At 57.9% G+C, this 22790-nt stretch carries 20 protein-coding genes; 8 read left to right on the top strand and 12 right to left on the bottom strand.

The genetic code is table 11. The features are described 5' to 3' along the window. Nucleotides 1-60 precede the first annotated feature (60 nt). The 6 genes from RRU01S_RS17265 to RRU01S_RS17240 all read left to right on the top strand — a co-directional run bounded on the left by RRU01S_RS17265 (nucleotide 61) and on the right by RRU01S_RS17240 (nucleotide 7306). On the top strand, nucleotides 61-765 hold the full coding sequence (locus RRU01S_RS17265; RefSeq protein ID WP_045231540.1) for a GntR family transcriptional regulator: 705 nt from the start codon (nucleotides 61-63) through the stop codon (nucleotides 763-765). Between the two features lie 211 nt (nucleotides 766-976). Then, the gene (locus tag RRU01S_RS17260; RefSeq protein ID WP_045231539.1) at nucleotides 977-2050 is read left to right on the top strand and encodes an ABC transporter ATP-binding protein; all 1074 of its coding nucleotides are present in this window, start codon (nucleotides 977-979) and stop codon (nucleotides 2048-2050) included. A gap of 59 nt (nucleotides 2051-2109) precedes the next feature. After that, nucleotides 2110-3345: an ABC transporter substrate-binding protein gene (locus RRU01S_RS17255; RefSeq protein WP_045231538.1), complete on the top strand. Its 1236-nt coding sequence runs from the start codon at nucleotides 2110-2112 to the stop codon at nucleotides 3343-3345. Between the two features lie 120 nt (nucleotides 3346-3465). Further along, nucleotides 3466-4401, top strand: a complete 936-nt coding sequence (locus tag RRU01S_RS17250; RefSeq protein ID WP_045231654.1) for a carbohydrate ABC transporter permease — start codon at nucleotides 3466-3468, stop codon at nucleotides 4399-4401. 4 nt (nucleotides 4402-4405) lie between these two features. After that, on the top strand, nucleotides 4406-5260 hold the full coding sequence (locus RRU01S_RS17245; protein ID WP_045231537.1) for a carbohydrate ABC transporter permease: 855 nt from the start codon (nucleotides 4406-4408) through the stop codon (nucleotides 5258-5260). A 51-nt stretch (nucleotides 5261-5311) separates the two neighbouring features. Next, nucleotides 5312-7306 carry an alpha-glucosidase gene (locus tag RRU01S_RS17240; protein ID WP_045231536.1) on the top strand — a complete coding sequence of 665 codons (1995 nt, stop codon included), beginning with the start codon at nucleotides 5312-5314 and terminating at the stop codon, nucleotides 7304-7306. A gap of 5 nt (nucleotides 7307-7311) precedes the next feature. Here RRU01S_RS17240 and atzF read toward each other — a convergent pair whose 3' ends face one another. From atzF to RRU01S_RS17190, 10 genes are read right to left on the bottom strand one after another with little or no spacing between them, the layout of a single operon-like run. Next, nucleotides 7312-9132: an allophanate hydrolase gene (atzF, locus tag RRU01S_RS17235; protein ID WP_045231535.1), complete on the bottom strand. Its 1821-nt coding sequence runs from the start codon at nucleotides 9130-9132 to the stop codon at nucleotides 7312-7314. Beyond that, the gene (locus RRU01S_RS17230) at nucleotides 9132-9485 is read right to left on the bottom strand and encodes a cupin domain-containing protein (protein WP_045231534.1); all 354 of its coding nucleotides are present in this window, start codon (nucleotides 9483-9485) and stop codon (nucleotides 9132-9134) included. The genes atzF and RRU01S_RS17230 overlap by 1 nt, the downstream gene beginning before the upstream one ends. Continuing rightward, complete coding sequence (locus tag RRU01S_RS17225; protein ID WP_045231533.1) at nucleotides 9478-10146, bottom strand: cysteine hydrolase family protein; 669 nt, start codon at nucleotides 10144-10146, stop codon at nucleotides 9478-9480. Before RRU01S_RS17225 ends, RRU01S_RS17230 begins: the two co-directional genes overlap by 8 nt. After that, entirely contained in the window at nucleotides 10146-11696 is a 1551-nt protein-coding gene (locus RRU01S_RS17220) for an ABC transporter ATP-binding protein (RefSeq protein ID WP_045231532.1), read from the bottom strand. The genes RRU01S_RS17225 and RRU01S_RS17220 overlap by 1 nt, the downstream gene beginning before the upstream one ends. Nucleotide 11697: 1 nt before the next feature. Then, the gene (gene atzD / locus RRU01S_RS17215) at nucleotides 11698-12753 is read right to left on the bottom strand and encodes a cyanuric acid amidohydrolase (protein ID WP_045231531.1); all 1056 of its coding nucleotides are present in this window, start codon (nucleotides 12751-12753) and stop codon (nucleotides 11698-11700) included. Continuing rightward, the gene (gene biuH / locus RRU01S_RS17210; RefSeq protein ID WP_045231530.1) at nucleotides 12753-13454 is read right to left on the bottom strand and encodes a biuret amidohydrolase; all 702 of its coding nucleotides are present in this window, start codon (nucleotides 13452-13454) and stop codon (nucleotides 12753-12755) included. Before biuH ends, atzD begins: the two co-directional genes overlap by 1 nt. 10 nt (nucleotides 13455-13464) lie before the next feature. Beyond that, nucleotides 13465-14481, bottom strand: a complete 1017-nt coding sequence (locus tag RRU01S_RS17205; protein ID WP_045231529.1) for a formamidase — start codon at nucleotides 14479-14481, stop codon at nucleotides 13465-13467. 13 nt (nucleotides 14482-14494) lie between these two features. Continuing rightward, nucleotides 14495-15421 (bottom strand): ABC transporter permease, encoded by a 927-nt coding sequence (locus tag RRU01S_RS17200; RefSeq protein ID WP_045231653.1) that lies wholly within the window; start codon nucleotides 15419-15421, stop codon nucleotides 14495-14497. A gap of 2 nt (nucleotides 15422-15423) precedes the next feature. After that, nucleotides 15424-16551: an ABC transporter permease gene (locus tag RRU01S_RS17195; protein WP_045231652.1), complete on the bottom strand. Its 1128-nt coding sequence runs from the start codon at nucleotides 16549-16551 to the stop codon at nucleotides 15424-15426. 21 nt (nucleotides 16552-16572) lie between these two features. Then, nucleotides 16573-17700, bottom strand: a complete 1128-nt coding sequence (locus RRU01S_RS17190; RefSeq protein WP_045231528.1) for a BMP family ABC transporter substrate-binding protein — start codon at nucleotides 17698-17700, stop codon at nucleotides 16573-16575. A gap of 316 nt (nucleotides 17701-18016) precedes the next feature. Here RRU01S_RS17190 and RRU01S_RS17185 point away from each other — a divergent pair, with 316 nt between their 5' ends. After that, nucleotides 18017-18682, top strand: coding sequence for a GntR family transcriptional regulator (locus tag RRU01S_RS17185; protein ID WP_045231527.1), 666 nt, complete (start codon nucleotides 18017-18019; stop codon nucleotides 18680-18682). Between the two features lie 568 nt (nucleotides 18683-19250). Here RRU01S_RS17185 and RRU01S_RS17180 read toward each other — a convergent pair. Beyond that, entirely contained in the window at nucleotides 19251-20690 is a 1440-nt protein-coding gene (locus RRU01S_RS17180; protein ID WP_045231526.1) for an ROK family protein, read from the bottom strand. An 11-nt stretch (nucleotides 20691-20701) separates the two neighbouring features. Further along, nucleotides 20702-21613 carry a tagatose-bisphosphate aldolase gene (locus RRU01S_RS17175; protein ID WP_045231525.1) on the bottom strand — a complete coding sequence of 304 codons (912 nt, stop codon included), beginning with the start codon at nucleotides 21611-21613 and terminating at the stop codon, nucleotides 20702-20704. A gap of 224 nt (nucleotides 21614-21837) precedes the next feature. Here RRU01S_RS17175 and RRU01S_RS17170 point away from each other — a divergent pair, with 224 nt between their 5' ends. Next, nucleotides 21838-22743 carry a sugar-binding transcriptional regulator gene (locus tag RRU01S_RS17170; RefSeq protein ID WP_045231524.1) on the top strand — a complete coding sequence of 302 codons (906 nt, stop codon included), beginning with the start codon at nucleotides 21838-21840 and terminating at the stop codon, nucleotides 22741-22743. The last annotated feature ends 47 nt before the right edge of the window (nucleotides 22744-22790 follow it).

Raw genomic sequence — 22790 nt, 5'->3', positions numbered from 1 at the left:
GGTATTGAGTAAATCAATAATGTATCAATTATTTCTCCCGCGCACAGGAAGGCGTTGAAAATGCGGAGTTCCAAAGGAAGTTTGCCGGTGTATCTCCAGATTGCGGAGACACTGGTGCGGGACATTACGGCCGGTCGGTTGATCGATGGAGAGAAGCTTCCGCCGGAGCGCGAGATGGCGACAACGCTGGGAATTGCGGTCGGAACGCTTCGAAAGACGCTGGCCGAACTCCACACGCGCGGACTGCTGGAGCGCATTCAGGGATCAGGCAATTACATCCGCGCCGTTACCGATCCTAAAAGCGTCTACGCCATGTTCCGCCTTGAACTGGTGGCGGGCGGCGGCTTTCCGACGGCGGAAATTCTGAGCGTCAGCCGTGAGGTCAAGCCTGCGGCATTGCCAGCCTTCGGCGCGTCACAGGAAGGCCACCGCATTCGTCGGATCAGGCGCATTGCCGGACAATTTGCGGCGATTGAAGAAATATGGCTCGACGGTTCCTACATCGAAAAGGTCGCAGCCGAGGATCTGTCGGAATCGCTCTATCTCTATTATCGTACACGTTTGGGGCTATGGATCGCAAAAGCGGAAGACCATATTGGCCTCGGCCATGTGCCGGATTGGGCACCGGAGGCGTTCGGCCCAAAGGCCGGTGAGCCCGTTCCTCACATATTGCGCGTCAGCTATTCTCACGAAGGCTTGGCAGCCGAGGTTTCGCACACGTGGTACGACCCCCGCGTTGCGCGTTATGTAAACAGGCTGAGATAGAGTTCTCTCATTTGCTCATTCGACAGAAAAATCGAGTTGCCTCACTCCATAATTTAAAAATAATAGAATTTATGCTTGCAAATCAACGCATCGAATTTAAATTCAAACGGAATAAATTAAATTGATACACCATTGATTTCCTTAAATCATTGCGTATGCTGATTTTAAGAGGAGCCCGGAGCAATGTCGCCGAGGGTTGGGTGGTTTAAGAATGGCATCAGTTACGCTCACCAAGCTCGAAAAGAGCTATGGCGCATTGCGCATCGTCAAGGGTATCGATCTGGAGATCAACGACGGGGAGTTCGTGGTTTTCGTCGGTCCTTCCGGCTGCGGAAAATCCACGACCTTGCGCATGGTCGCCGGTCTGGAAACCATCACCGGCGGTGAGGTGAGGATCGGGGATCGCGTCGTCAACCGGCTGGCCCCGCGCGAGCGTGATATCGCCATGGTGTTTCAGGACTACGCGCTTTATCCGCACAAGACCGTGCGGGAAAATATGGGTTTCAGCCTCAAAGTGCGCGGTATCGCGGCAGGCGAAGCAGCGGCCCGTGTCGATGACGCTGCCAACATGCTCGGCATTTCCCATCTGCTGGATCGACGGCCCGGACAATTGTCGGGTGGCCAGCGCCAGCGCGTAGCCATGGGTCGCGCCATCGTGCGCCGCCCGCAAGTGTTTCTGTTCGATGAGCCGCTGTCCAACCTCGATGCCAAATTGCGCGGACAGGTTCGCACCGAAATCAAGAAGCTGCATCAAGCTTTGGGGACGACGATCATCTATGTGACCCACGACCAGGTCGAGGCCATGACGCTTGCCGATCGCATCGTGATCCTGAAGGGCGGCGAGATCGAGCAGGTTGGAACGCCGGATGAGGTCTACAATCAGCCAGCCAGCGTCTTCGTTGGCGGTTTCGTTGGTTCGCCAGCCATGAACTTTGCGAAAGCCAAGGTAGAGGGCGGCAATCTGGTTTTTTCCAATGGCGATAGCCTGCCGGTTTCGGCAATCCGCTCGTCTGGTCAGGCCGGTGCCATTGACGGACGAAATGTCATTGTCGGCATTCGCCCGGAACATTTTAGTGCAGATGCGTCTCAGGTGTCACTGACCTGCCAGGTTCAGGTTGTCGAACCGCTTGGCTCCGATACCCTCGTTCATTTCGCCATCGGTGGTGAGACGTTGACGGCGCGTATGCCACCGGAAACGCGGATCAAGGCGGGCGAGACGTTGAAAATCGGCGTAGACCCGGCAAAAATCCATCTCTTCGACGCAGAAACAGAACGCGCAATTTAAGCGGCAATGCGTGCGGGGGAACAGGACCGCGCGAAACAAACATCAAACGGGAGGAAATAATGACGTTTACGAAATTCACCGGCGCACTCTTCTGCGGCACGATGCTGGCCTTCGCCATGCCAGCCGCTGCCGAGACGACACTCAGCATCTACATTTCCAGCCAGCACCAGCCGCAGGTCTGGCGTCAGGCGCTCGACAAATATGAAGCCGCCAATCCTGACGTGAAGGTCAAGATCGAAACCGGTGGCAACACATCCGAAGCGCAGGCGCAGTATCTCAATACGGTCATGTCCGCGAAGGACACTTCTCTCGACGTGCTCATCCTCGACGTCATCCGCCCTGCACAATTTGCAGCCGCTGGCTGGACCAGCGATTTCGCAGATAAGGATATGTCGGCTTACCTTCCAGCCTATGCCGGTGCCAATACCGTCGATGGCAAAGTCATCGCTCTGCCAGCCTTCGCGGACTCGCAATTCCTCTATTACCGCAAGGACCTGCTTGAAAAATACGGCATCCAGCCGCCGAAGACTTGGGATGAGTTGAAGGCCGCTGCCAAGAAGATTTCCGAAGGGGAGGGCAATGCCAACCTTCAGGGCCTCTCCTTTCAGGGCAAGGCGATCGAAGGCGCGGTCTGCACCTTCCTGCTGCCTTACTGGAGCCAGGGCAAAAATCTGACCGAAAACGGTAAGCTGACCTTCGACCGCGATGCCGCGATCAAATCGCTGAGCCTCTGGAAAAGCTTTGTTGATGACGGCGTGTCCAAGAAGAACATCGCCGAAGTCGGCACGGATGATACCCGTAAGGAATTCCAGGCTGGCAACGCCATCTTTGCGGTGAACTGGTCCTATGCCTGGGCGCAGGCTCAAGGCAAGGAATCCGCCGTTGCCGATAAGGTCGGCGTTGCGCGCCTTCCCGCTGTGACTGGTGGCGAGCAGGCGACCTGCCTTGGCGGTTGGGAGTGGGGTGTTTCTGCCTATTCCCAGCATCAGGATGAAGCCAAGAAGCTCGTGGAATATCTGTCCTCTCAGGACGTTTCAAAGTTCATGGCCATCAACGGTTCGCTTCTGCCGACCTATGCCGGTCTTTACAAGGACGCAGACGTTCTCAAAAGCGCGCCATGGTTTGCCGATGCCCTTCAGGTCGTCGAAACTGCCAAGCCTCGTCCTGTGACCCCGCGTTATAACGAAGTCAGCGAAGTCATCCGCACCACGGTCAACTCGGTTCTGGCAGGTGTGTCCAAGCCGGAGCAGGGTGCCGACCAGATCGAAGCCCGCTTGAAGCGTATTCTGCGCTAAGCTGCTACATGTCTCTCCTTCCTGCTTTCGGGGAGGAGAGACCTTTTCTTAAAATGGCCTGACCTCTGGAGGCGACGCTTTGCATCGCCGCTAGAACTTTCAATGTCTCGGAACGAAGCCATGGCAATGACGACCCCATTCAAAGCTGGAAATGATCAGTCAGCACCATCGCCAAGCTGGACGCGGTGGCTCGACCTCAGCGACCGTTCGCTGGCGGTCCTGCTTCTGGCACCGGCGGCGCTGCTTCTGGCATTGATCATCGTCTATCCGGTGTGCCGACTTATCTATACGAGCTTTTTCAGCCTGTCGCTAACATCGGGCCTGCCTGCCGCCTTCGTTGGCTTTGAGAACTACCAGCTGATGATCGAAGACCCGGTGTTCTGGGAAACGACGTGGAACACCGTTCTGATCACGTTGATCACGGTGCCCGGTGCGCTTTTTGTCGGTCTTGGTCTTGCCCTGATGGCGAACCTGCCTTTTGGCATGCAATGGCCCGTTCGGCTGTCGCTGCTGATTCCGTGGGCCCTGCCCTTATCCTTTGCAGGCTTGATCTTCGCCTGGTTCTTCCATTCCGAATATGGCGTCGTCAACGATGTCCTCAACCGTTTCGGCTTTGAAGGCATCATCTGGTTCAATTCGCCCAATTGGGCCTTTGCCGCCATTTGCCTCACCATCATCTGGAAGACTTCCTCTTTCATGGCGCTGATCATTCTGGCCGGTCTGCAAACCATTCCCCGTTCGCTATACGAAGCTGCGGATGTGGACGGCGCGGGGCGACTTCGGCAGTTCTTCGAGATCACCCTGCCGTTGCTAAAGCCTTCGATTGTCGTAGCCCTAATTTTCCGCACCATCACCGCGCTTCAGACCTTCGATATTCCCTACATGATGACAGGCGGCGGGCCGGGCACATCGACCGCAACGCTTGCCATGTATATCCACCAAAACACGGTGTCGTTCCTCGATCTCGGCTACGGCTCGGCGCTCGCCGTCGTGATGTTCGTGATGTCCATGTGCGTGACAGCCGTTTATCTGCGCATGATCAGGACGAAGGAATAACGCGATGAGCACACAAACCGCCTCTGGCTCCATGTCCTTTCTCTCCGGCAAACCGCTGCGTTTCATCGCCGCCGGGATTCTGCTGATCAATGGCCTGTTCCCAGCACTGTGGATCCTTTTCACTTCGCTGAAAACAGAAGCGGAACTCACCGCAAAGCCGATTACCTGGATACCGCATGCGCCGACGCTGCAAAACTACATGCAGGCGTTTTCGGATCAGCCGCTGCATATCTTCCTGTTCAACAGCTTCATGGTGGCACTGCTCTCAACGGCGCTGACATTGCTCGTTTCGGTCCTTGCGGCCTATGCGCTGGCGCGGCTCAATCTTGCCTATCGCGGGCTGATCCTGTCGCTGATCATCGCCGTCTCCACCTTTCCGCTGGTTACGCTGCTGGTACCGCTGTTTGAAATCATGCGCGCACTCAATCTTCTCAACAGCTGGATTGCGCTCGTGCTTCCCTACACGGTGCTGAGCCTACCGGTCTGCACGTTGATGCTGGTCTCGTTCTTTGAGGGCATTCCGCGGGATCTGGAAAACGCCGCCATGATCGACGGCTGCACGCGAATGGGGGCTCTGTTCAAGGTGGTGGTGCCGCTTTGCGCGCCCGGTGTCTTTACCGCCGGCATTCTTGCCTTCGTCAATGCGTGGGACGAGTTCCTGTTGGCGCTGTCCTTCAACTCCAACCCGTCCTTGCGCACGCTGCCGGTGGGCATCCAGCTTTATCAGGGCGAGTTCGCGTTTCCTTGGCCCGTCATTTCCGCGGCCCTGGTCGTTGGTATCGTACCGGTCGCCATTCTCATCGTCATCTTCCAGGAGCGTGTCGTCTCCGGCCTGACGGCAGGCGGCATCAAGGGTTGAGCGGTTTTGTGCTGCGACCAACTGAAATCGAAGACTTTGAAAGACAGTGTTATGAAACTCGAGCAGACTGAAACCGGCTTCACGCTGTTCCTGAACAACCGTGCTGTCCTTAACCACAGCGACGCATCGCCTGCGATCTTTATCGGCTCCGGCCAGGAACGCATGGATATGTATCGTGGCAACTTCGAGATCGAAGACTATGTCATCGAACGCCGCGCGCTCGCCCACGCCCAGGTCGAAGGCAACCGCATACTGCTCTCCGACGCAACAGGACAACCGCCTCGTCTCATCCTGACCGTCGTTGATAATGCCATCACGTTTGAGGCGACAGACCCCAAACTTAACCGCCTCTGGGTCCGCATCAAAGCCGATGAGGACGAGCATGTCTGGGGCGGTGGCGAGCAGATGTCCTATTTCGACATGCGTGGACGCCGTTTCCCGCTCTGGACATCCGAGCCCGGTGTCGGTCGCGACCCGACAAGCGAAATCACCTTCAAGGCCAACGTCAAAGACAAGGCCGGTGGCGATTACTTCAACACCAATTACCCGCAACCGACCTATGTTTCTTCGGCGCTCTATGCGCTGCACGTCGAAACGAGCGCCTATTCCGTCTTCGACTTCCGGCAGAAAGCCTTTCATGAAATCGAGATATGGGCGATCCCCGACCGTATCGAACTCTTTGCCGCAAACACCTTCGTGGGCTTGGTCGAGACGCTGTCCTCGCGCTTCGGTCGCCAACCGCCCCTGCCTGATTGGGTCTATAATGGTGCTATCATCGGCCTCAAAGACGGCGCAAATTCCTTCACTCGCCTTGAGACGATGCGAAATGCCGGTGTGGAAGTTTCCGCCCTTTGGTGTGAGGACTGGGTTGGGCTGAGACAAACATCCTTCGGTTCCAGATTGTTCTGGGACTGGCAGGCAAACGAGACTCGCTATCCTGGATTGCGCCAGAAAATCAGCGAACTGCGCGACAGCGGCATTCGCTTTCTGGGCTACGTAAACCCCTATCTCTGCGTCGATGGTCCGCTATTTGAGATCGCAGACAAGGCTGGTTATTTCGCCACAGACGGTGCGGGAAAAACGGCGCTGGTGGATTTCGGCGAATTCGATTGCGGTGTCGTGGATTTCACGAATGAGGCCGCCGCCGAGTGGTTTGCAGAAGAGATTGTCGGTAAGAATATGCTGGATTTCGGTCTGTCCGGCTGGATGGCGGATTTCGGGGAGTATCTGCCGATCGACGTACACCTGTCGAATGGTATCGATGCCAAACTGATGCACAATGCCTGGCCGACCCTGTGGGCCGAAGTCAACGCCAAGGCCGTGGCCTCGCGTGACAAGACGGGTGACGCCCTGTTTTTCATGCGGGCAGGCTTCACGGGCGTTCAGAAACATTGCCCGCTCCTCTGGGGCGGTGACCAATCGGTCGATTTCTCACGCCATGACGGGCTCGTCACCGTCATATGCGGGGCACTGTCATCAGGTTTGCTGGGCAATGCCTACCATCATTCCGATATCGGCGGTTACACCAGCCTTTTCGGCAATGTCCGCACGCCAGAGCTTTTGATGCGCTGGGCCGAAATGGCGGCGTTTACGCCCGTCATGCGTAGCCATGAGGGAAATCGCCCGCGTGAAAATGTCCAGATTGATCAAGACCCGGAAGTCCTTGCGCATTTTGCCCGCATGACGCGGATTTACCGATATCTCGCGCCCTACCTCAAGTCGCTCTCTGCAGAGGCCGTGGACCGCGGCTTGCCCGTTCAACGCCCGCTTTTCCTGCATTACCAGGACGATCCCCAAACCTACGCCATTCAGGATAGCTATCTCTACGGCGCCGACATGCTCATCGCACCGGTGTGGCAAGCCGCACAGGAAAATCGCATCGTCTATCTTCCACAGGGTGGGCAATGGGTTCATGTGTGGACGGGCGAATGTTTTACGGGCGGTGCAGAGGTGAATATTGCCGCGCCGATCGGCTCACCACCTGTATTTTACCGAACCGGTTGCGCGAGTGAGGCACTGTTTGCAGGTCTACGACACCTCCAATGATCCGTTCAAGCCGTAGCCGTTTTCATGTCTGCGCCGGAGCAATAAGCCCGCCAGCCTCCATAATCCGTTATGTCCAGCGCGCCTTTCAATGCAACCGGTTCGACAAGGAAACCCTTTGCGGATGTTCCATCCGACAGCGTGATGGTTCCAATGCCGAGCGGCGCGGGTATTGCTGATACGAAGAGGCCGAAGGCTGATGGAGAGAGTTTCCAAACTTCAATGTCTATCTCACCTCCACTTCCGCCATCGACACGCAGCATCCCCGGCTTTGGTGGCGTGGTGCCTGAGAGGGCGTAGAGCCGATAGCAGTCTTGCGTTTTCGCTTTTCGGCTGAAAATAGCGTTTAAGTCTTTGAGTTGTGGGTTGAGAGGCATGCCGGACAGGTGTGCGCCCACGACAACGAGGTCGATGAGATCGCTGATTGCTTCGATCACCGGTTCGGGTGCGGCCGTGGGTTGCGGCCATCCGGTGGCGCCAAGTGAAAGGCCGCTGGCTTGGTGAAGCACGCGTGCGAGCGTCGCGGTCAGGCCGTCTTTGCCGGAGGGTGCAAGCAGTGTGACGCTGGCGGGTAGGCCATCCTCGCGCGTGCCAGTGGGAACCGCAATGCCGCACATATCGAGCAGGTTGACGAAGTTGGTATAGGTGCCCAGGCGAGAATTCTCGCGGATCGGTTCTGCCTCAAGCTCTGCCAGCGTATAGTGACGCGGCGCGGTCGGCACGCAGAAAAGATCGATCGAGGCGATGACGGGCGCGAGCTTCTTCTTCAGCGCTTGCAGGGCATAAAGGCCGTTAAAGGTCTCTGCTGCCGTCAAAGATTTCGCGCCCTTGTAGATGTGTCGGGTAACCGGGTGAAAGCTGTCTTCTTTCGTATCGAGAAACTCTTGCACCGCGGCGTAGCGTTCCGCGACCCAGGCGCCTTCGTAAAGCAGGTTGGCGACGTCATAGAAATCGGCGAATGGTAGTTCGATGAGCTGATGACCAAGCCCTTCAAGCGTCTTCAGTGCGTCGGAATAGGACGAGGCCATGGCCTCGTCGCCGAAGAACTGCAAATCTTGTCGTGTCGGAACGCCGATCTTCAACACGGGCGGAGCAGACCCGTAGCCGTTGGCTGCGACGGATTTCGAATAGGCGTCGCTTTCATCGTGCTGTGCCGCAACGGAAAAGACCCTCCATGCGTCATCGACCGTAAGCGAAAAGATGGAGACGCAGTCCAGCGTCCGGCAAGCGGGCACAACACCTGTCGAAGACAAGGCGCCGACGCTGGGTTTTAGCCCGACAATGTTGTTGAGACCCGCCGGAACACGACCAGAGCCCGCCGTATCGGTGCCGAGCGCAAAGCTGACGATGCCATGGGCCGTCGCAACCGCCGAACCGGATGACGAACCGCCCGGAATGAGCGTCGGGTCGATGGCATTTTTGGGAATGGGATAGGGCGAGCGAACGCCGACGAGACCGGTCGCGAACTGATCGAGATTGGTCTTGCCGATGACGATGGCGCCTGCATCCTTCAGCAGTCGAACGACGGTCGCGTCTTTTTCCGGAAGAAAGGTGTAATCGGGGCATCCCGCAGTGGTCGGCATGCCCGCAACATCGATATTGTCCTTGACGGCGAAGGGAACGCCGAAGAGCGGCTTGCTTTTATCATACGCTCCGAGTTTTTCGGCTTCCACAAGCAGAGCTTTTTTGTCCGCCAGATGAATGAAGATGCCGGGATCGTTCACTTCCGAAATATGGGCGAAAACCGCTTCTATGATCTCGGAAATGCGGCCACCCTGTTGGTAGAAGCTGTGCAGCGAGGTGATATCGAGCGCAGGTGTCGTTCGCATTAAACCATGTCCTCTTTCAATATTGTCACGGGCCGATCCCACTGGATCAGCACCACGCATCCGGTTGCGCTCCAGACGGAGTGTTCAGTGCCTGGCGCATTGACGATGTAACTGCCGCAATCATAGTCACCGGTCTCGTCGGACTGGATGCCATCGATCACCAGAATGGTTTCGAGGCCTTCGTGGCGATGACGCGGCACTGTTGCACCGGGCTCGTATTTGAGAAGCGCCACGCCAGGCTGATCGCCCTCAAAGCGACGAATCCAGTGGATCGTCACGCCATCGCGAAAGGCGTCGAAGGGCAACTGTTTCCATCCGCCCGATGTCAGTGATGGGCGTGTTGTCTCAGCCATGGGCTATCCCTTCCAGAATGTCGTCTATCATTGCCGTCCAGCCGACGATGGCACCCTGGGCGCGGATCATCGCGATCGTGGTAGCTTTGAATTCGGGGAAATAGCTTTCCGTCGCGTCTTCCACGAGGAGACATTCGAAACCGCGGTCATTCGCTTCCCGCATCGTCGTCTGCACGCAGACCTCGGTCGTCACGCCGGCGAAAACGAGCTGCGTTATGCCCTTGTCTTTCAGCACGCCGCTCAGATCTGTCGCATAGAACGCGCCTTTGCCGGGCTTTTGAATCACCACTTCGCCTTCGATGGGTGCTAGTTCCGGCAGGATCGCGGTTCCCGGTTCGCCGGCAATCAGCACGCGCCCCAGCGGGCCGACATCGCCAATCCTCATTGAAGGATTGCCCCGGTCGCGCTTGGCTGCCGGGAGATCGGAGAGGTCAGGCCGATGGCACTCCATCGTGTGGATGACCGGCAGGCCAGCTGCGCGGAAGCCTTCGATCAGACGCTTGACGTCGGGGACGATCCTGGCGATGCCGCTCACATCGTTGCCGAGGCTTGCCCCAAAGCCGCCCGGCTCTGCGAAATCGCGCTGCATATCGATGACGATGAGCGCCAATTCTTGGGGGCGGGCTGGAAAGGCAAAGGGTAGGGCTTTGATTTCGACCATCAGTGATGTCCTGCCATGTGAGCGCCGATGACGCCGATATCGGCACCGAGCGCCGGCGTTTCATAGACCAGCCTTCCCTCCGAGATGACTAGGATGCGATCCGACATTTCCATGAGTTCATCGAGGTCTTCCGACAACAGCAAAACGGCGGTGCCGGAATTGCGGGCCTTCATGATGCGCGCGCGTATCTCTGCGACTGCCGAGAAGTCGAGACCAAAGCAGGGATTGGAAACGATGAGCAAATCCACGTCCCCGGTCAGCTCACGTGCCAGAACCGCCCGCTGGACGTTGCCGCCAGAGAGTGCCGCAATTGGAGAAGACGAGGACGCGGTCTTTATCTTGAAATCGGAAATCAGGGCCGTGGCTTGCTTGCGCATATTGCGCCTGTTCAGCCACATGGCGTCCTTGCCGCTGGCTTTGAGATCGAAGCTTCGAAACGCCAGGTTTTCGCTCACCGTCATTTTTGGGGCGCAGGCGTTCTGCAAGGGTTCTTCGGGAATGAAGCGAACATTGTTCCTGCGGGTTTCAGCGCGTGTCGCACCATATGTCTCGCCGTTGACGATGACGCGACCGGTCGTGGTTGGCCGCTGCCCGGCCAGAATTTCACCAAGCTCCTTTTGCCCGTTACCCGAGATGCCGGCGATGCCGACGATTTCGCCGGAACGAACGGTCAGATCATCGATGTCGATGGTCTTCAATCCGGAACTATCCGGCGCTGTGACGCCATCGACTTTCAGCACCGGCTCGGCTGCTTCAAGCACGGGCAGACGGCTATCGAGTTCGGCAAGCTTCACGTCGCCGATCATCATCTTGGCCATATCGGCCTTGGACAGATCGCCGATCTTGCCGGTTCCAACAAGCTTGCCCCGCCGCAGGATGGAGACGGAATCGGCAAATTTCGTTACCTCGTGAAACTTGTGGCTGATCATCAGGACGGTCAGTTCGCCACGCTCTGTCATGCCGCGCACGAGGCCCAGCATCTCGTCGGCTTCTGCCGGTGTCAGAACAGAAGTCGGCTCGTCCAGCACCAGAAAGGAGCGGCCAAGATAGAGCTGCTTGACGATCTCAAGCTTCTGCTTTTCGCCAGCGGCAAGTTCGCTGACCGGGCGGTCCAGCGGAATGCGAAACGGCATACGCTCCATGAAATCTGAAAGATCGCGACGCTCTTTGGCCCAGTTGATGACTGTAGGCACGTCCGCCCGGCTTATAACGAGATTTTCGGCGCCCGTCAGGGACGGCACCAGCGTAAAGTGCTGGTAGACCATGCCGAGACCGTAGAGTGCCGCATCCTTGGGAGAGCCGACCGACACCTCGCGACCGTTGACCGAAAGCGAGCCGGAGGTGGCGTGATAAAAGCCCATGATGCATTTGACCAAGGTCGATTTGCCAGCACCGTTTTCTCCGAGCAGCGCATGGAAACTTCCAGCGGGAATGTCGGTCGAGACATTGTCGAGCGCGGTGAAACCGCCGAAGCGCATCGTCATAGCCAGGGTCTGGATGCCGATGGCGCGGCCAGCCTGCGGAAGGGGCGTATCGCGAATGACGCTCAACTCAACTCTCCTTTTCAGCGATGATGGCGACGGGGCCGCCGCCGGGTGGCCCCTGATGTTCGGCACCGCCGGATACGTAGAGGTCGGTCATGCCGAAGACGCCTGCCAAAACGCCACCGACGAAGGCACGCGCATGGCGGGTGCCGGAAATGTCGGAATCGTCCAGCATCGTATGCCGCTTGCCGCCGACCTTGCCGGACGGGTCGGGCTCGGCTTTGGCAAGGACCGCCGCAAGCCTCCCACTCTCTGGCAAACGCGCGCGGGCCGCATGCACCGAAGCTGTGTCGATTGCACTTTGCATGACCGCGTGATCCATGACGAAAGGACCGGACCAGCCGTCCGCCATGCCCAGCACGATGATCTCGTGATCCGTCAGTTCGACGCCAGCCGAGGTGGATGCGCAGCCGGAAAACAGGTCTTGCCGCGTGCCGATATCTGCGTCGGCTATGTCGCTGGCTTCGATCTCGCCCAATGCGACCGCGACACCCAGCGCCGATGCCCCTCGCGACAGTCCCATGGATTTCAGTGTGTCACGCGTTACTACGGTCTCTCCGGCTGCCTGCGCCTCTTCAATGCGGCGAAGGGTGAGCAACGGGCACTTGATCTGGACGAAATGAACATCTGCAACATCATCGATCCCAGCGTCGCGCATGGCCGCACGCACGCCCTCTGCCACCATCATCACCTGCTCGCGACGGCCAAGATGGTGAAAGGGTAGGGAGGGTGTGCGGGATGTTCCGATGGCGAGCGCTCTTTCGCCTGAGGCCTCGACCGGCTCGCGGGTGAAAATCGTCCAGTGCGGAGACAATGCGCCTTCGGTGCCGCCCGACATCACAGTTGTTACGCCTTCGATCCCGTAGCGGCGAAACAGAGCCTCGAAACTCTGGCTGGCATAACCACGCGTGAAATCATTGACGCAGCCATTGCCTTCGGTCTTGCCGAGGACGGCAACGATGGTTTCCGGATCGAGACCTTGCGCAAACAGAGCCTCGACACCGGACATGTCGTCCGGTCCGTCGGCTGCGACGCGATAGACTTGGGCGCGCATGGAAGGCATCAGGGCAGGGCCTCCACCAAGGTTTTGGAATTGGAGACCGCGCCAAAGACGCCGCCTTGCATCTTCACCATCTTGATGGCTGCCAGGTGGTTGCCGTAGTCGGTTGCGCCACAGCAATCCTCCAGCAACAGGCATTCAAAGCCGCGATCATTCGCCTCGCGCATGGTTGTGGATACGCAGACATCGGTGGTGATGCCGGTGAGAATGAGGTTTTCGATCCGCTTCTGGTGCAAGATCAATTCGAGATCCGTTGCGCAGAAAGAACCCTTGCCGGGCTTGTCGATGATTGTTTCACCATCAATCGGGTAAAGTTCCGGAATGATATCCCAGCCCGGTTCGCCACGCGTGAGGATACGGCCGCAGGGTCCGGCGTCACCGATGCCCGCACCGATGCGCTGCGAGCGCCAGCGCTTGTTGGCCGGAAGATCGGCAAGGTCAGGTCTGTGTCCCTCGCGGGTGTGGATGATGTGATAGCCCTTGGCCCGCATGGCGGCGAGCACTGTTTTGATCGGCTGGATCGGTGCCTGCACCATGGCCAGGTCGTAGCCCATATGATCGACATAACCGCCCTTGCCGCAAAAGTCGGTCTGCATGTCGATGATGACAAGTGCTGTATTGTCCGGTCTCAATGCGCCGTTATAGGGCCAAGGATAGGGATCGGCGCCGATATAGTGTCCTGCGGTTTCAACCATCGCATCCATGATGTCTCTCCTATTTGCCAGCCGGTTTTGAGGTTTCACCGTAACGCCTCGTGGGCTTGTCGAAGCCGCAGGACGTGCCATCCGTCACCTTCACGGCATCCTCGTAGGGAAGGCGGTACTGTCCGGCGATAAGGTCGTGCATGTAGGTATAGGGCGCATCCTGCGCGCCGCCCGCCACGGCCACGTAACCGCGATGCCCGAACTGATAGATGTTGTTTTCCACGCCCCAGCCGAGGCGAGCCTCGCGCACGAGGTCTGGTCGCACTTCAGCGGTGATGATCTCATTGACGCGGCCAGACGTGCCATGGGCGATGATCGAACCATCGAAGTTGCAGATCATGCCTTCACCCATGGAATCGAACGTGCCATCGGAGCCGCACATGCAGACATTGGCGGTTACCATCAGATTGCAAAAGGCATTGGACTGGTTGGTAAAGCGCCAGCTCTCACGGATCGGGGCGGTGTAGCCCGCCGTGCGGATCATGATTTCCGCACCTTTATAGGCGCATTCCCGGGCCATTTCTGGGAACATGCCGTCGTGGCAGATGATGAGCGCCAGCTTGGCACCCTTCGGCCCGTCGATAACCGGAATGCCGAGATCGCCCGGCTCCCAGGGCTCGACCGGCACCCACGGGTGCATCTTGCGGTAATAGAGCTTCAGCTCGCCGGTATCATCGATGACGATGCCGGAATTGTAGGGCATGCCGCCGGGGTTCAGCTCCATGATGGAGAAGCAGCCCCAAATTGCACTATCGCGACACGCCTGTTTGAAGGCTGCGACCTCGGGACCATCCAGCGTGCACATAATGTCAGGGTTGATATCCATCGACAGGCCATGCAGGGCGTACTCCGGGAACACGACGAGGTCCATGCCGGGCTGGTTGCGCCGGGCCTTGGCGACGAGATCAACGATGACCTGCGTTTGTGCGGCAAGATCCGCCTTCGTCACCGTGACGGGCAGTTGCAGTTGGACGAGACCGATGCCGACACCGTGTTCGGATTTGTTGAGACCACCAAGACCGTTCATGATCGTGTTCCTTTCATTTTGTCAGCGATAACGCGCCCGGCGCACCGGCCATGGACCGCAGAGGCGAGGATGTGACGATCAGAATGACGAGCGTCAGCACGTAAGGTGCGGCGTAAAACAGATAGTAACCTTGGGTGACACCCACCGATTGCAGCGCCGGGCCTAATGCACCCGCACCGCCAAAGAGCAGGGAGGCAAGGAAGCAGCCGATGGGATTCCAGCGCGCGAAGATCACCAGCGCGACGGCCATGAGGCCCTGACCAGACGAAATGCCTTCGTTCCATGAGCCTGGATAAAACAGCGAGAGATAAGCACCGCCGATGGCCGCCAGGGCGCCACCGGATGCAGTCGCTAGCAGTCGAACACGATCCGGGTTGATGCCCATGGCGCGGGCGGCATCGGTACTATCGCCGACAACGCGCAGGATCAGGCCGGTCTTCGTGTTCTTGAAGGCCCAGTGGAGAAACAGGGCAAGAGCCGCGCCGATGAAGAACAGGACATTGATGTTGAGCGCTGCCTGCACTTGACCCAGCGATGACCAGCCGCCCAGCGGGATTGATGGCAGCTTTGGCGCGACCGGTTGGATGAAGGATTTGCCCAGAAAGAACGCCAGCCCCAGCCCGAACTGCATCATCGCGATGCCGATGGCGATATCGTTGACCTTCGGAAATTTGCAGATCCAGCCGTGCAGCAGCCCGAACAGCGCACCGGCGGCCATGGCGGCGAGAACGCCGAGCCATGCAGAGCCTGTCATGACAGCAACGCCATAGGCGGTCATCGCGCTGAAGACGAGCGTGCCTTCCAGCCCCAGATTGATGCGGCCAGAACGTTCGGTGATCGTTTCGCCAAGGCTGACGAAGATGAAGGGCGTCGAGACGCGGATCGCGCCCGCGAGGATCGCCAGGGGCACACCCCATATGCCGATACCTGTTTCGTCCATCGTCAGCTCCTTTTCCACAGATCGGGATTGAAGACCTTGAAACGGCCGTAAAACATCTCGCAAAACAGGATGACGACGAAGAGCGTCCCCTGCAGCACGAGGACCGTCGCGTCCGGCAGCCCCATGCGTCGCTGGATCAAGCCGCCGGAGGCATCGATGCCGCCCAGCAGGATCGCGACGGGTATGATGGCCAATGGATTATGGCGAGCAAGGAAGGCAACGAGAATGCCCGTGTAGCCATAACCAGCTGCGATCGTGGCATTGGCACTGCCTTGAACAGCAGCCACCTCGATCATGCCTGCAAGGCCTGCGAAAGAGCCTGCAACAGCCGTGAAGCCGACGATCAGTTTGCCAACCGGAAGCCCCTGAATTTGCGCAGCCCGCACATTGCCCCCGGCGATACGGGCCGCAAAGCCGATGCTTGTGACTTCGATCAGAACCCACGAGACGAAGCAGGCGACGACGCCGATGACGAGCCCCCAGTGAACATCCATGCCGGGCATGTGTCCCATCATATAATCGGCAGGTAGAGGCGCGGTCGACGGCTTGTTGAGGCTTGCCGGATCGCGCAATGGCCCTTCGACAAGCTGGTTCATCAAAGCAATGGCGATATAGGCCAAAAGCAGCGACGAAATCGTCTCGTTGACGCCCCGGTAGTGACGGAGAAAGCCAGCGAAGCCGATCCACACGCCACCCATGATCATGGCCGCAGTCGCCATGACGACGAGCACCACGACCGGCGGTGCCGCACCCACCAGAGGCAGGGCCGCAGCAGCGGCAGCGACGCCGCCGAGAACGACGGCACCTTCACCACCGATGATCGTCAGCCCCAGCCGCGCGGGCAACGCCACGCAGAGCGCCGTCAAAAGCAGCGGAGCGGCGCGACTGAGGCTGTTCTGCACCGAAAACCAGCTGCCGAAACCGCCGGTGTACATCAGCTGAAAGAGCATCAGCGGCGATTTGCCGACCGCAAGAATGAAAAGCGAGAAAAGCGCCAACCCGGCGACAACCGCGCCCACGGTAATCGCTACGGGCTCGGCCCGTCGCGCCAACCAGGCGAGAAGCGGCCGCGGCGCGGAGGGATGTTCGGGCGTAATGGACAAGGCGCGATGGTTCGCCTCTAAGGTCATGGTGCTTTCCCCGCTTGCCAATCAGGAGGTGGAGCCGATAACGCCTTCCACCAGATAGGCCATGCTTTCCAGTTCGATTGCATCTTCCGCAAAGGCCTTTCCGGCGCCGACGACTTCGTTGCCCTTGTTGTCCTTCAGCGGACCCTTGAAGACGGAGAACTTGCCAGTCTTGATCTCGGCGAGCGTCGCTTCAAATTGAGTCCGTGCTTTTTCCGACACGCCGGGGCCAAGTGGGCTCATCTTCACGAAGCCGTCCTTCAGGCCGCCACGTACGAAATTGCCGAGGGGTTCACCGGCCTGCGCCTGTTTGATGAACTTGCTGTAGACATTGCCCCAGTCCCATTCTGCGCCCGTCAGGTATTTTTCCGGGGCGAGGGGGCTCTGGTTGGCGTGATAGCCGCAGACGAAGGCACCGCGTCCAGCCGCCGTCTCCACGACGACCTTCGGGCTATCGACATGGCAGGTCACGACATCGGCGCCCTGATCGACCAGAGCGTTGGTGGCTTCCGCTTCCTTGACGGCAAGCGACCATTCGCCGGTGAAAATTACCTGGCACGTGATGGCTGGATCGACGGAACGGGCGCCCAGAAGGAAGGAGTTTATGTTCTGCACCACCTGCGGAATTGGCTTGGCGGCGACGAAACCGATCTTCTTGCTCTTGGTGGCATGGCCAGCCGCAATACCGTTCAGATACTGGCCTTGGCTGATATAGCCAAAATAGGAGCCTGTGTTCTTCGGGTGCTTGCCCTCCTGCCACAGACCACCGCAGTGGCGGAACTGCACGTCTGGATATTTGGCGGCCATGGCCAGCATGTGTGGGTCGAAATAACCAAACGATGTCGGGAAGAGAAGCGTGGCGCCGTCGAGGTTGATCATCGATTCCATGGTCTTCTGGACATCGACGGTCTCGGGAACATTTTCCTCCTCCACAAGCGTAATGCCGGTCATCGCCTTGATGACGGCAGCGCCTTCTGCATGCGCCTGGTTATAACCATAGTCGTCCTTGGGGCCGACATAAATAAAGCCCACCGTCAATTCGGTTTGCGCAGAGGCGGTGGCGCCGAGAAAGCCCGGAGCCAACCCGGCGACAGCGCCAGCAACCGAGGTCTGGAGAAAATGGCGGCGATTGAGATGCAGGAATTTGGTCATCGAGATACTCCCTGGGGCTAACGGCAATTGGACACGCATAAAAGTGCATGCAATGTGCGTGCCAGAATCCAAACTGCTGAATTTCATGGATAAAATTCTGCGGATTGCCGCTAATTTGAAAAGTGCATACAGATTAATCACTGTCAGAGATGAATAAATGAGCGTTTCAGAGGCCATGCACGCTCCATGACCTTCGAACGAACATGTCACCCAAGTGGCTCGATTTTGTGCTTAACCTGGGTGACATCAGCTGTGAATTTGACATCGCATTTAGCGGGCGTCATCTGTATGTAATGAGGGAAAGCAGGCGAGTGTCGTGAAACAGGTTAGACGTAAAGAGGTCATTCGGACCGGAACAACCGTCGAGCAGATGACGCGCTCGATTGCCGATATGATCGTCACCGGCAAGATGCAGCCCGGAACAAAACTGGATGAGGGCTCGCTGGCAGCACGTTTTGAAGTCTCAAGAACACCGGTGCGGGAAGCCTTGAGAGAACTGGGCGCCATGGGTCTGGTGGAACGCGAGCCGAACCGCAGCGCGGTGGTCACCACGGTCACCGGCGTCTATCTTCATTCCATGTTCGAGGCGATGGCCGAACTGGAGGCCATCTGTGCCCGGCTTTGTGCTGAGCGGATGACGCCTGAAGAGCGGCACGCATTGGAAGCCGAGCATCGCCAGTCGAAGGGGCTCGTCTCGGCTGAAGCCGATGAGGACTATGCGGCTTACAACACCGAATTCCACAACCGCCTCTATCGCGGTGCCCATAATGATCACATTGCAGAGATGGTCATGCAAACCCGTGCTCGCCTTGCGCCGTTCCGTCGGGCGCAGTTTCGCCTGCCAAGTCGCCTTGCCAAGTCCTTTGAGGAACATGAGACAATCGTCGCTGCAATCCTTCAGGCCGATAGCGTGAAAGCAGGCGAAGCGGCCTATCACCACGTGGAGATCGTCAGCGATGCAAGCGCGGTCTTCGCTCACTGAGCGTTTTGCATTGGTCGGCTTTGAGTTGGGGAGAGTGCAGCTGAGGAGTAAATTCGCACTTCACTGAACTCAATATAAAATCCATTTGCACGTCGCCTGGCGGATAGCGCCGTCAAGTAAAAACGCGCCAAGATGATACGTAAGTTGGAAAACGTTCAGCGCGTTTCTCTGAGGCGCTCGAGAAGTGTCTCAATATGTTGAGAGTTCGGCAATTCAGGAGGGTGGTCCAGTTTTGCGCGTTGTCGGTAAGCGGGACTTGTAGAGTACCAACTAATCAACGCCGACGCCACTTCGATGGCCCTGGGATCGGTTTTCTCTACATTATTTTCTTCGCACCACGCAACATGGAACCGATTGATCTCTTCGAGATCATCGGATGACAGCATTGTTGGCAGGCAGGTGGAAGAGTTTGAACCCATTTGACACCGGATATAAGCAATTTCTGGTAGCGGATATACAACAATCTCCAGACTGCTTTGTTCCCTCGTCGATAAATTCTCCTTGAATATCTTGGTCTGTTGCAGAAGAGGCCCGTGGGCTTGAATATACTGTAAATTGAAATTGTGTCTCACGCGCCCAGTTGTTGGTTGAAACTGTTTATGGTCCAAGCTCCAATCTCTGCGACATCTACGGGCTCGGTCGTTTTAACTTCCAGAACGGGTCCAATACGACATGGCTGCGCATTGCGCGCAAGTTCGATGAGTTCTGGCACATAGGCCAGCCCCGGATGTCCGGGCAGCCGTCCAACGCTTCGTTGGCCATAGCGCTCGCCGATAACATCAGGTGGAGCGTGGCACCAGATTTCCGCGATTTCAGTGATGCCCGCCATGGCGATGTGAGAGCGTAGGACCTCAATGGGTTGGAAGCCGAACCATGCATCAACGACGAATGTCGAGCCTGGCGCTGATTCTTTGATGATCGAAAAAATCGACTTGTAACTGGCGCGACCCAGAATTCGGTTGAACGTTCGATCGACATCTTCAATTAGTTCAAGAAACGGGTTTTTCACGGTATCGAGCGTCAGAACTGGCCAGCCTGTCGTTTCGCACAGCGCATGCGCGATGGCGCTTTTTCCAGACGCAGGAACGCCGTTGACCATGACGAGACGTCTTCCGGCCTCACGGTTGGCACGCGGCACCAGATCGAGTGCAGCGAGGCCAGAGCCGATGACGCCCGCATCGTCGCCCAGTTGCGCAAGGCGTACCTCGACGCCGTACCAGGTCTTGAGGGGAGGCAGAAAGCTCAAGGCGTGCATCGCTGCCTGACCCATTCCCCCGCCAAGAATGACAACATCCGGATCGAACGCTGCGGAAAGCGTGTTGATTGCAGCGCGGAGGGGGCCGCACCAGGCCCGCATCACACCTAAAGCTGTGGTGTCGCCAGCTTCAGCTTGTATCGCAACGTGCTCGAAACGAATATCCGGCCCGTACCCGGCCTCATCGAGATGCCGCCTAAGTGAAGTGCCGGAGGATTCTGTTTCAATGCAACCGCGCTGCCCGCAGAGACAGGGACGCCCATCAATGTTCACGACGAGATGGCCGAGCTGGCCCGCACTTCCTTTGCCATTGACGATCGCGCCGCTTTCGATAATGGCGCCACCGATGCCGGTTCCAATCGTCATCATCACCGCGTTGCGAAGGCCTTTTGCCGCGCCGCGCCGTGATTCACCGATGAGAGCCATGCTGCAGTCATTGGCGACCACAGTGGGACGCGCGAACGTCTTCTCAAACCTGCCTTTTAAATCGATGCCTGACAGATCGAGGAAGCCACCGGAAAAGACTTCACCGGTTCGCCCGTCAACACGTCCAGGAATGCCGATACCGATTGCCTTGGCATTGTCGACGCCCATCTCTCTCACGAGGTCATCGATAAGGGCAAGAGCGACCGCCGGATCGCGACTGCCGGCGATAGACTGTTTCCTGAGGATTTCCCCGGTTGGGGAAATCTGTGCCGCCCGCATGTTCGTGCCGCCGACGTCGATGCCGATCGCAAAATCTTCAGGTGACATCTTTGCAACCCTCAGGCTGCGGCCTGTGAGCCGCGATAACGTCGAATGATAGTCTGAATATCCTTGAGGCGGGAGACAGCAATCGTTGAAAGTTTTTCCTTCGAAACAGCGCGATCAAGCGAAATACAGTCTTTCCAAAGCGACCGTCCGGCAATGACACCAGAAGCGCCATTCTTCATTGCAGCCTCGACCTGGGGAAGAAACGTCTGGTGGTCGACACCCGCCGAAAGCACGGCCCATGGTACGTCGCCTGCAATTGCGGTGACGTCGGCGCATGCCTGTTCAGAGCCTGGATACGGGATCTTCAAAACCTTGGCGCCGAGGTCTAGGCAGGCGCGCGACCCCTCAACGATCAGGGATGGAATCTTGGACTGATAGTCTTCCTTGCTCTCGCCTTCCAATTGGTAGGTCAGGAACTCGACGACGAGAAGAGCATCTTCGCGCGCGAAATCTTCGATACTGGCTTTGAGCGTCTCAAGATTCTGAACATTTGCCGCGGGCGTATCCATACGCAGATACACCATGATCTTGCCGCCGGTGGCGCCGAGTTCCCTGACTTTGCGGGCATCGATGCCATCGACCATCTTCGAAATGCGGTAGCCTTCAGGCGACGTGTCCCAGCCCGATGCGTCAATGCCGATCAGAAGTGCTGTATCGCGTGGCAAGATGTCGTTGTCGATCAACCCTGGAACGGCGCAAATCGGATCGACCAGCACGCAGCCTGCCTTGGAGGCGAGATAGCGGGTGATGTCTCCTTTCGTGTCGCCGAGGACAGCGTTGCTGATCTTCGCTTGTTCCTCGGGCGTGGCGGCGAGCACGGATCGCATGCCGCCTCTCTGGTCACAGGCAATCACCATCATCGAGCCGCTGGCGTCACAAATCTGATGGTAAGCACGGCGCTCCGCGGTCGTCATCGCTTTCATACTCTTCCTCCATTTCCTTAGTTTTTCTGGCTTTATGGCGAGCTTCAGGTCACAAGAGGCCACAGGTCTGCATTTCGGCACCTGCTCATTTGCGGGCTCGATCCGTGGATTGAATTGTAAACCTGTTCAGTGTAACTTTGAGTAACGTGTAACACGTTGCAGAAAGGAATTGCAAGCTGCTTCCGCAAACTTCACAGGACACTGCGTCCCGTGCAACCCTTCATATGGTTGCCAAGCTTCACTACCAGAGCGATATGCCGCAGGTGGAAATCGCCCGGAAATTGGGTGTTTCAACCGCGACCGTGTCGCGTTTGCTGACGCGTGCCCGTGCCCTTGGAATCGTCAAAATCGAAGTGATGGACTTAGCTGTCCCGGACGAGGTCCGAGATCGCCTGATCGAAGCTCTCGGTCTCAAGCGCGCCGCTGTCATCGATACCCCGTCGACCGGTGTTTTGGGTGCGCTCGCAACGCCGCTCGGGAATTTGTTGAAAGACGAAGATCTTGGAAGAGGCGCCACGATCGGGATCGGGTGGGGCCGGGCAGTGCGCGAGGTCATTCAGGCGGGCCTGCCACGTCTTCCCGACGCGCGTGCGGTGGCGCTGAACGGCGGCATGCAACAATCCGCACCGCATTTTCAGATCAACGAGTTCGTCCGCCAAGCTGCGGAACAATTCAGCGGTACCGCGCACTTTCTTCACGCGCCCTATGTTTCGTCCGTGGAACTCAGGGACGCGTTTCTCAGCGATCAGGTCGTGAAGGAAACAGTTGGGCTTTGGGATGAGCTCGACTGCGCAATCGTCGGCATCGGGCTGCCCCATGCCATCAATCCGCCTGAGGCGAGTGCTGCAACGATCAGCGAACAGGCCATCGGTGGAGCTGTCGGCGACGTTATCCGGCACTATGTCGGTCCTAACGGAGAGTTGCTTCATTGGGACGGAGAGGAGCGGATGCTGGCAGCCTCCGTCGATCAATTGCGAAAGGCTGGTTTATGTATCGGCGTTGCAGCTACCGTCGAAAAAGCCGCTGGCATTGTTGGGGCCGTTCGGTCCGGCATGATCAACGCGCTCGTGACAGACACGGCTACGGCACTCGCCATTCTCGACATTTGTAACGACAATACAGATAGATAGCGCAATGAATCTAGTGTCGCTAAAGGTCGTGAAATAACTTTCAGGAA

This window comes from Agrobacterium rubi TR3 = NBRC 13261 (assembly GCF_000739935.1).
In the GTDB taxonomy this organism is placed as follows: domain Bacteria; phylum Pseudomonadota; class Alphaproteobacteria; order Rhizobiales; family Rhizobiaceae; genus Agrobacterium; species Agrobacterium rubi.
Note: the sequence above shows the minus strand (reverse complement) of the source record. Positions and strands in the feature narration are given on the sequence as shown.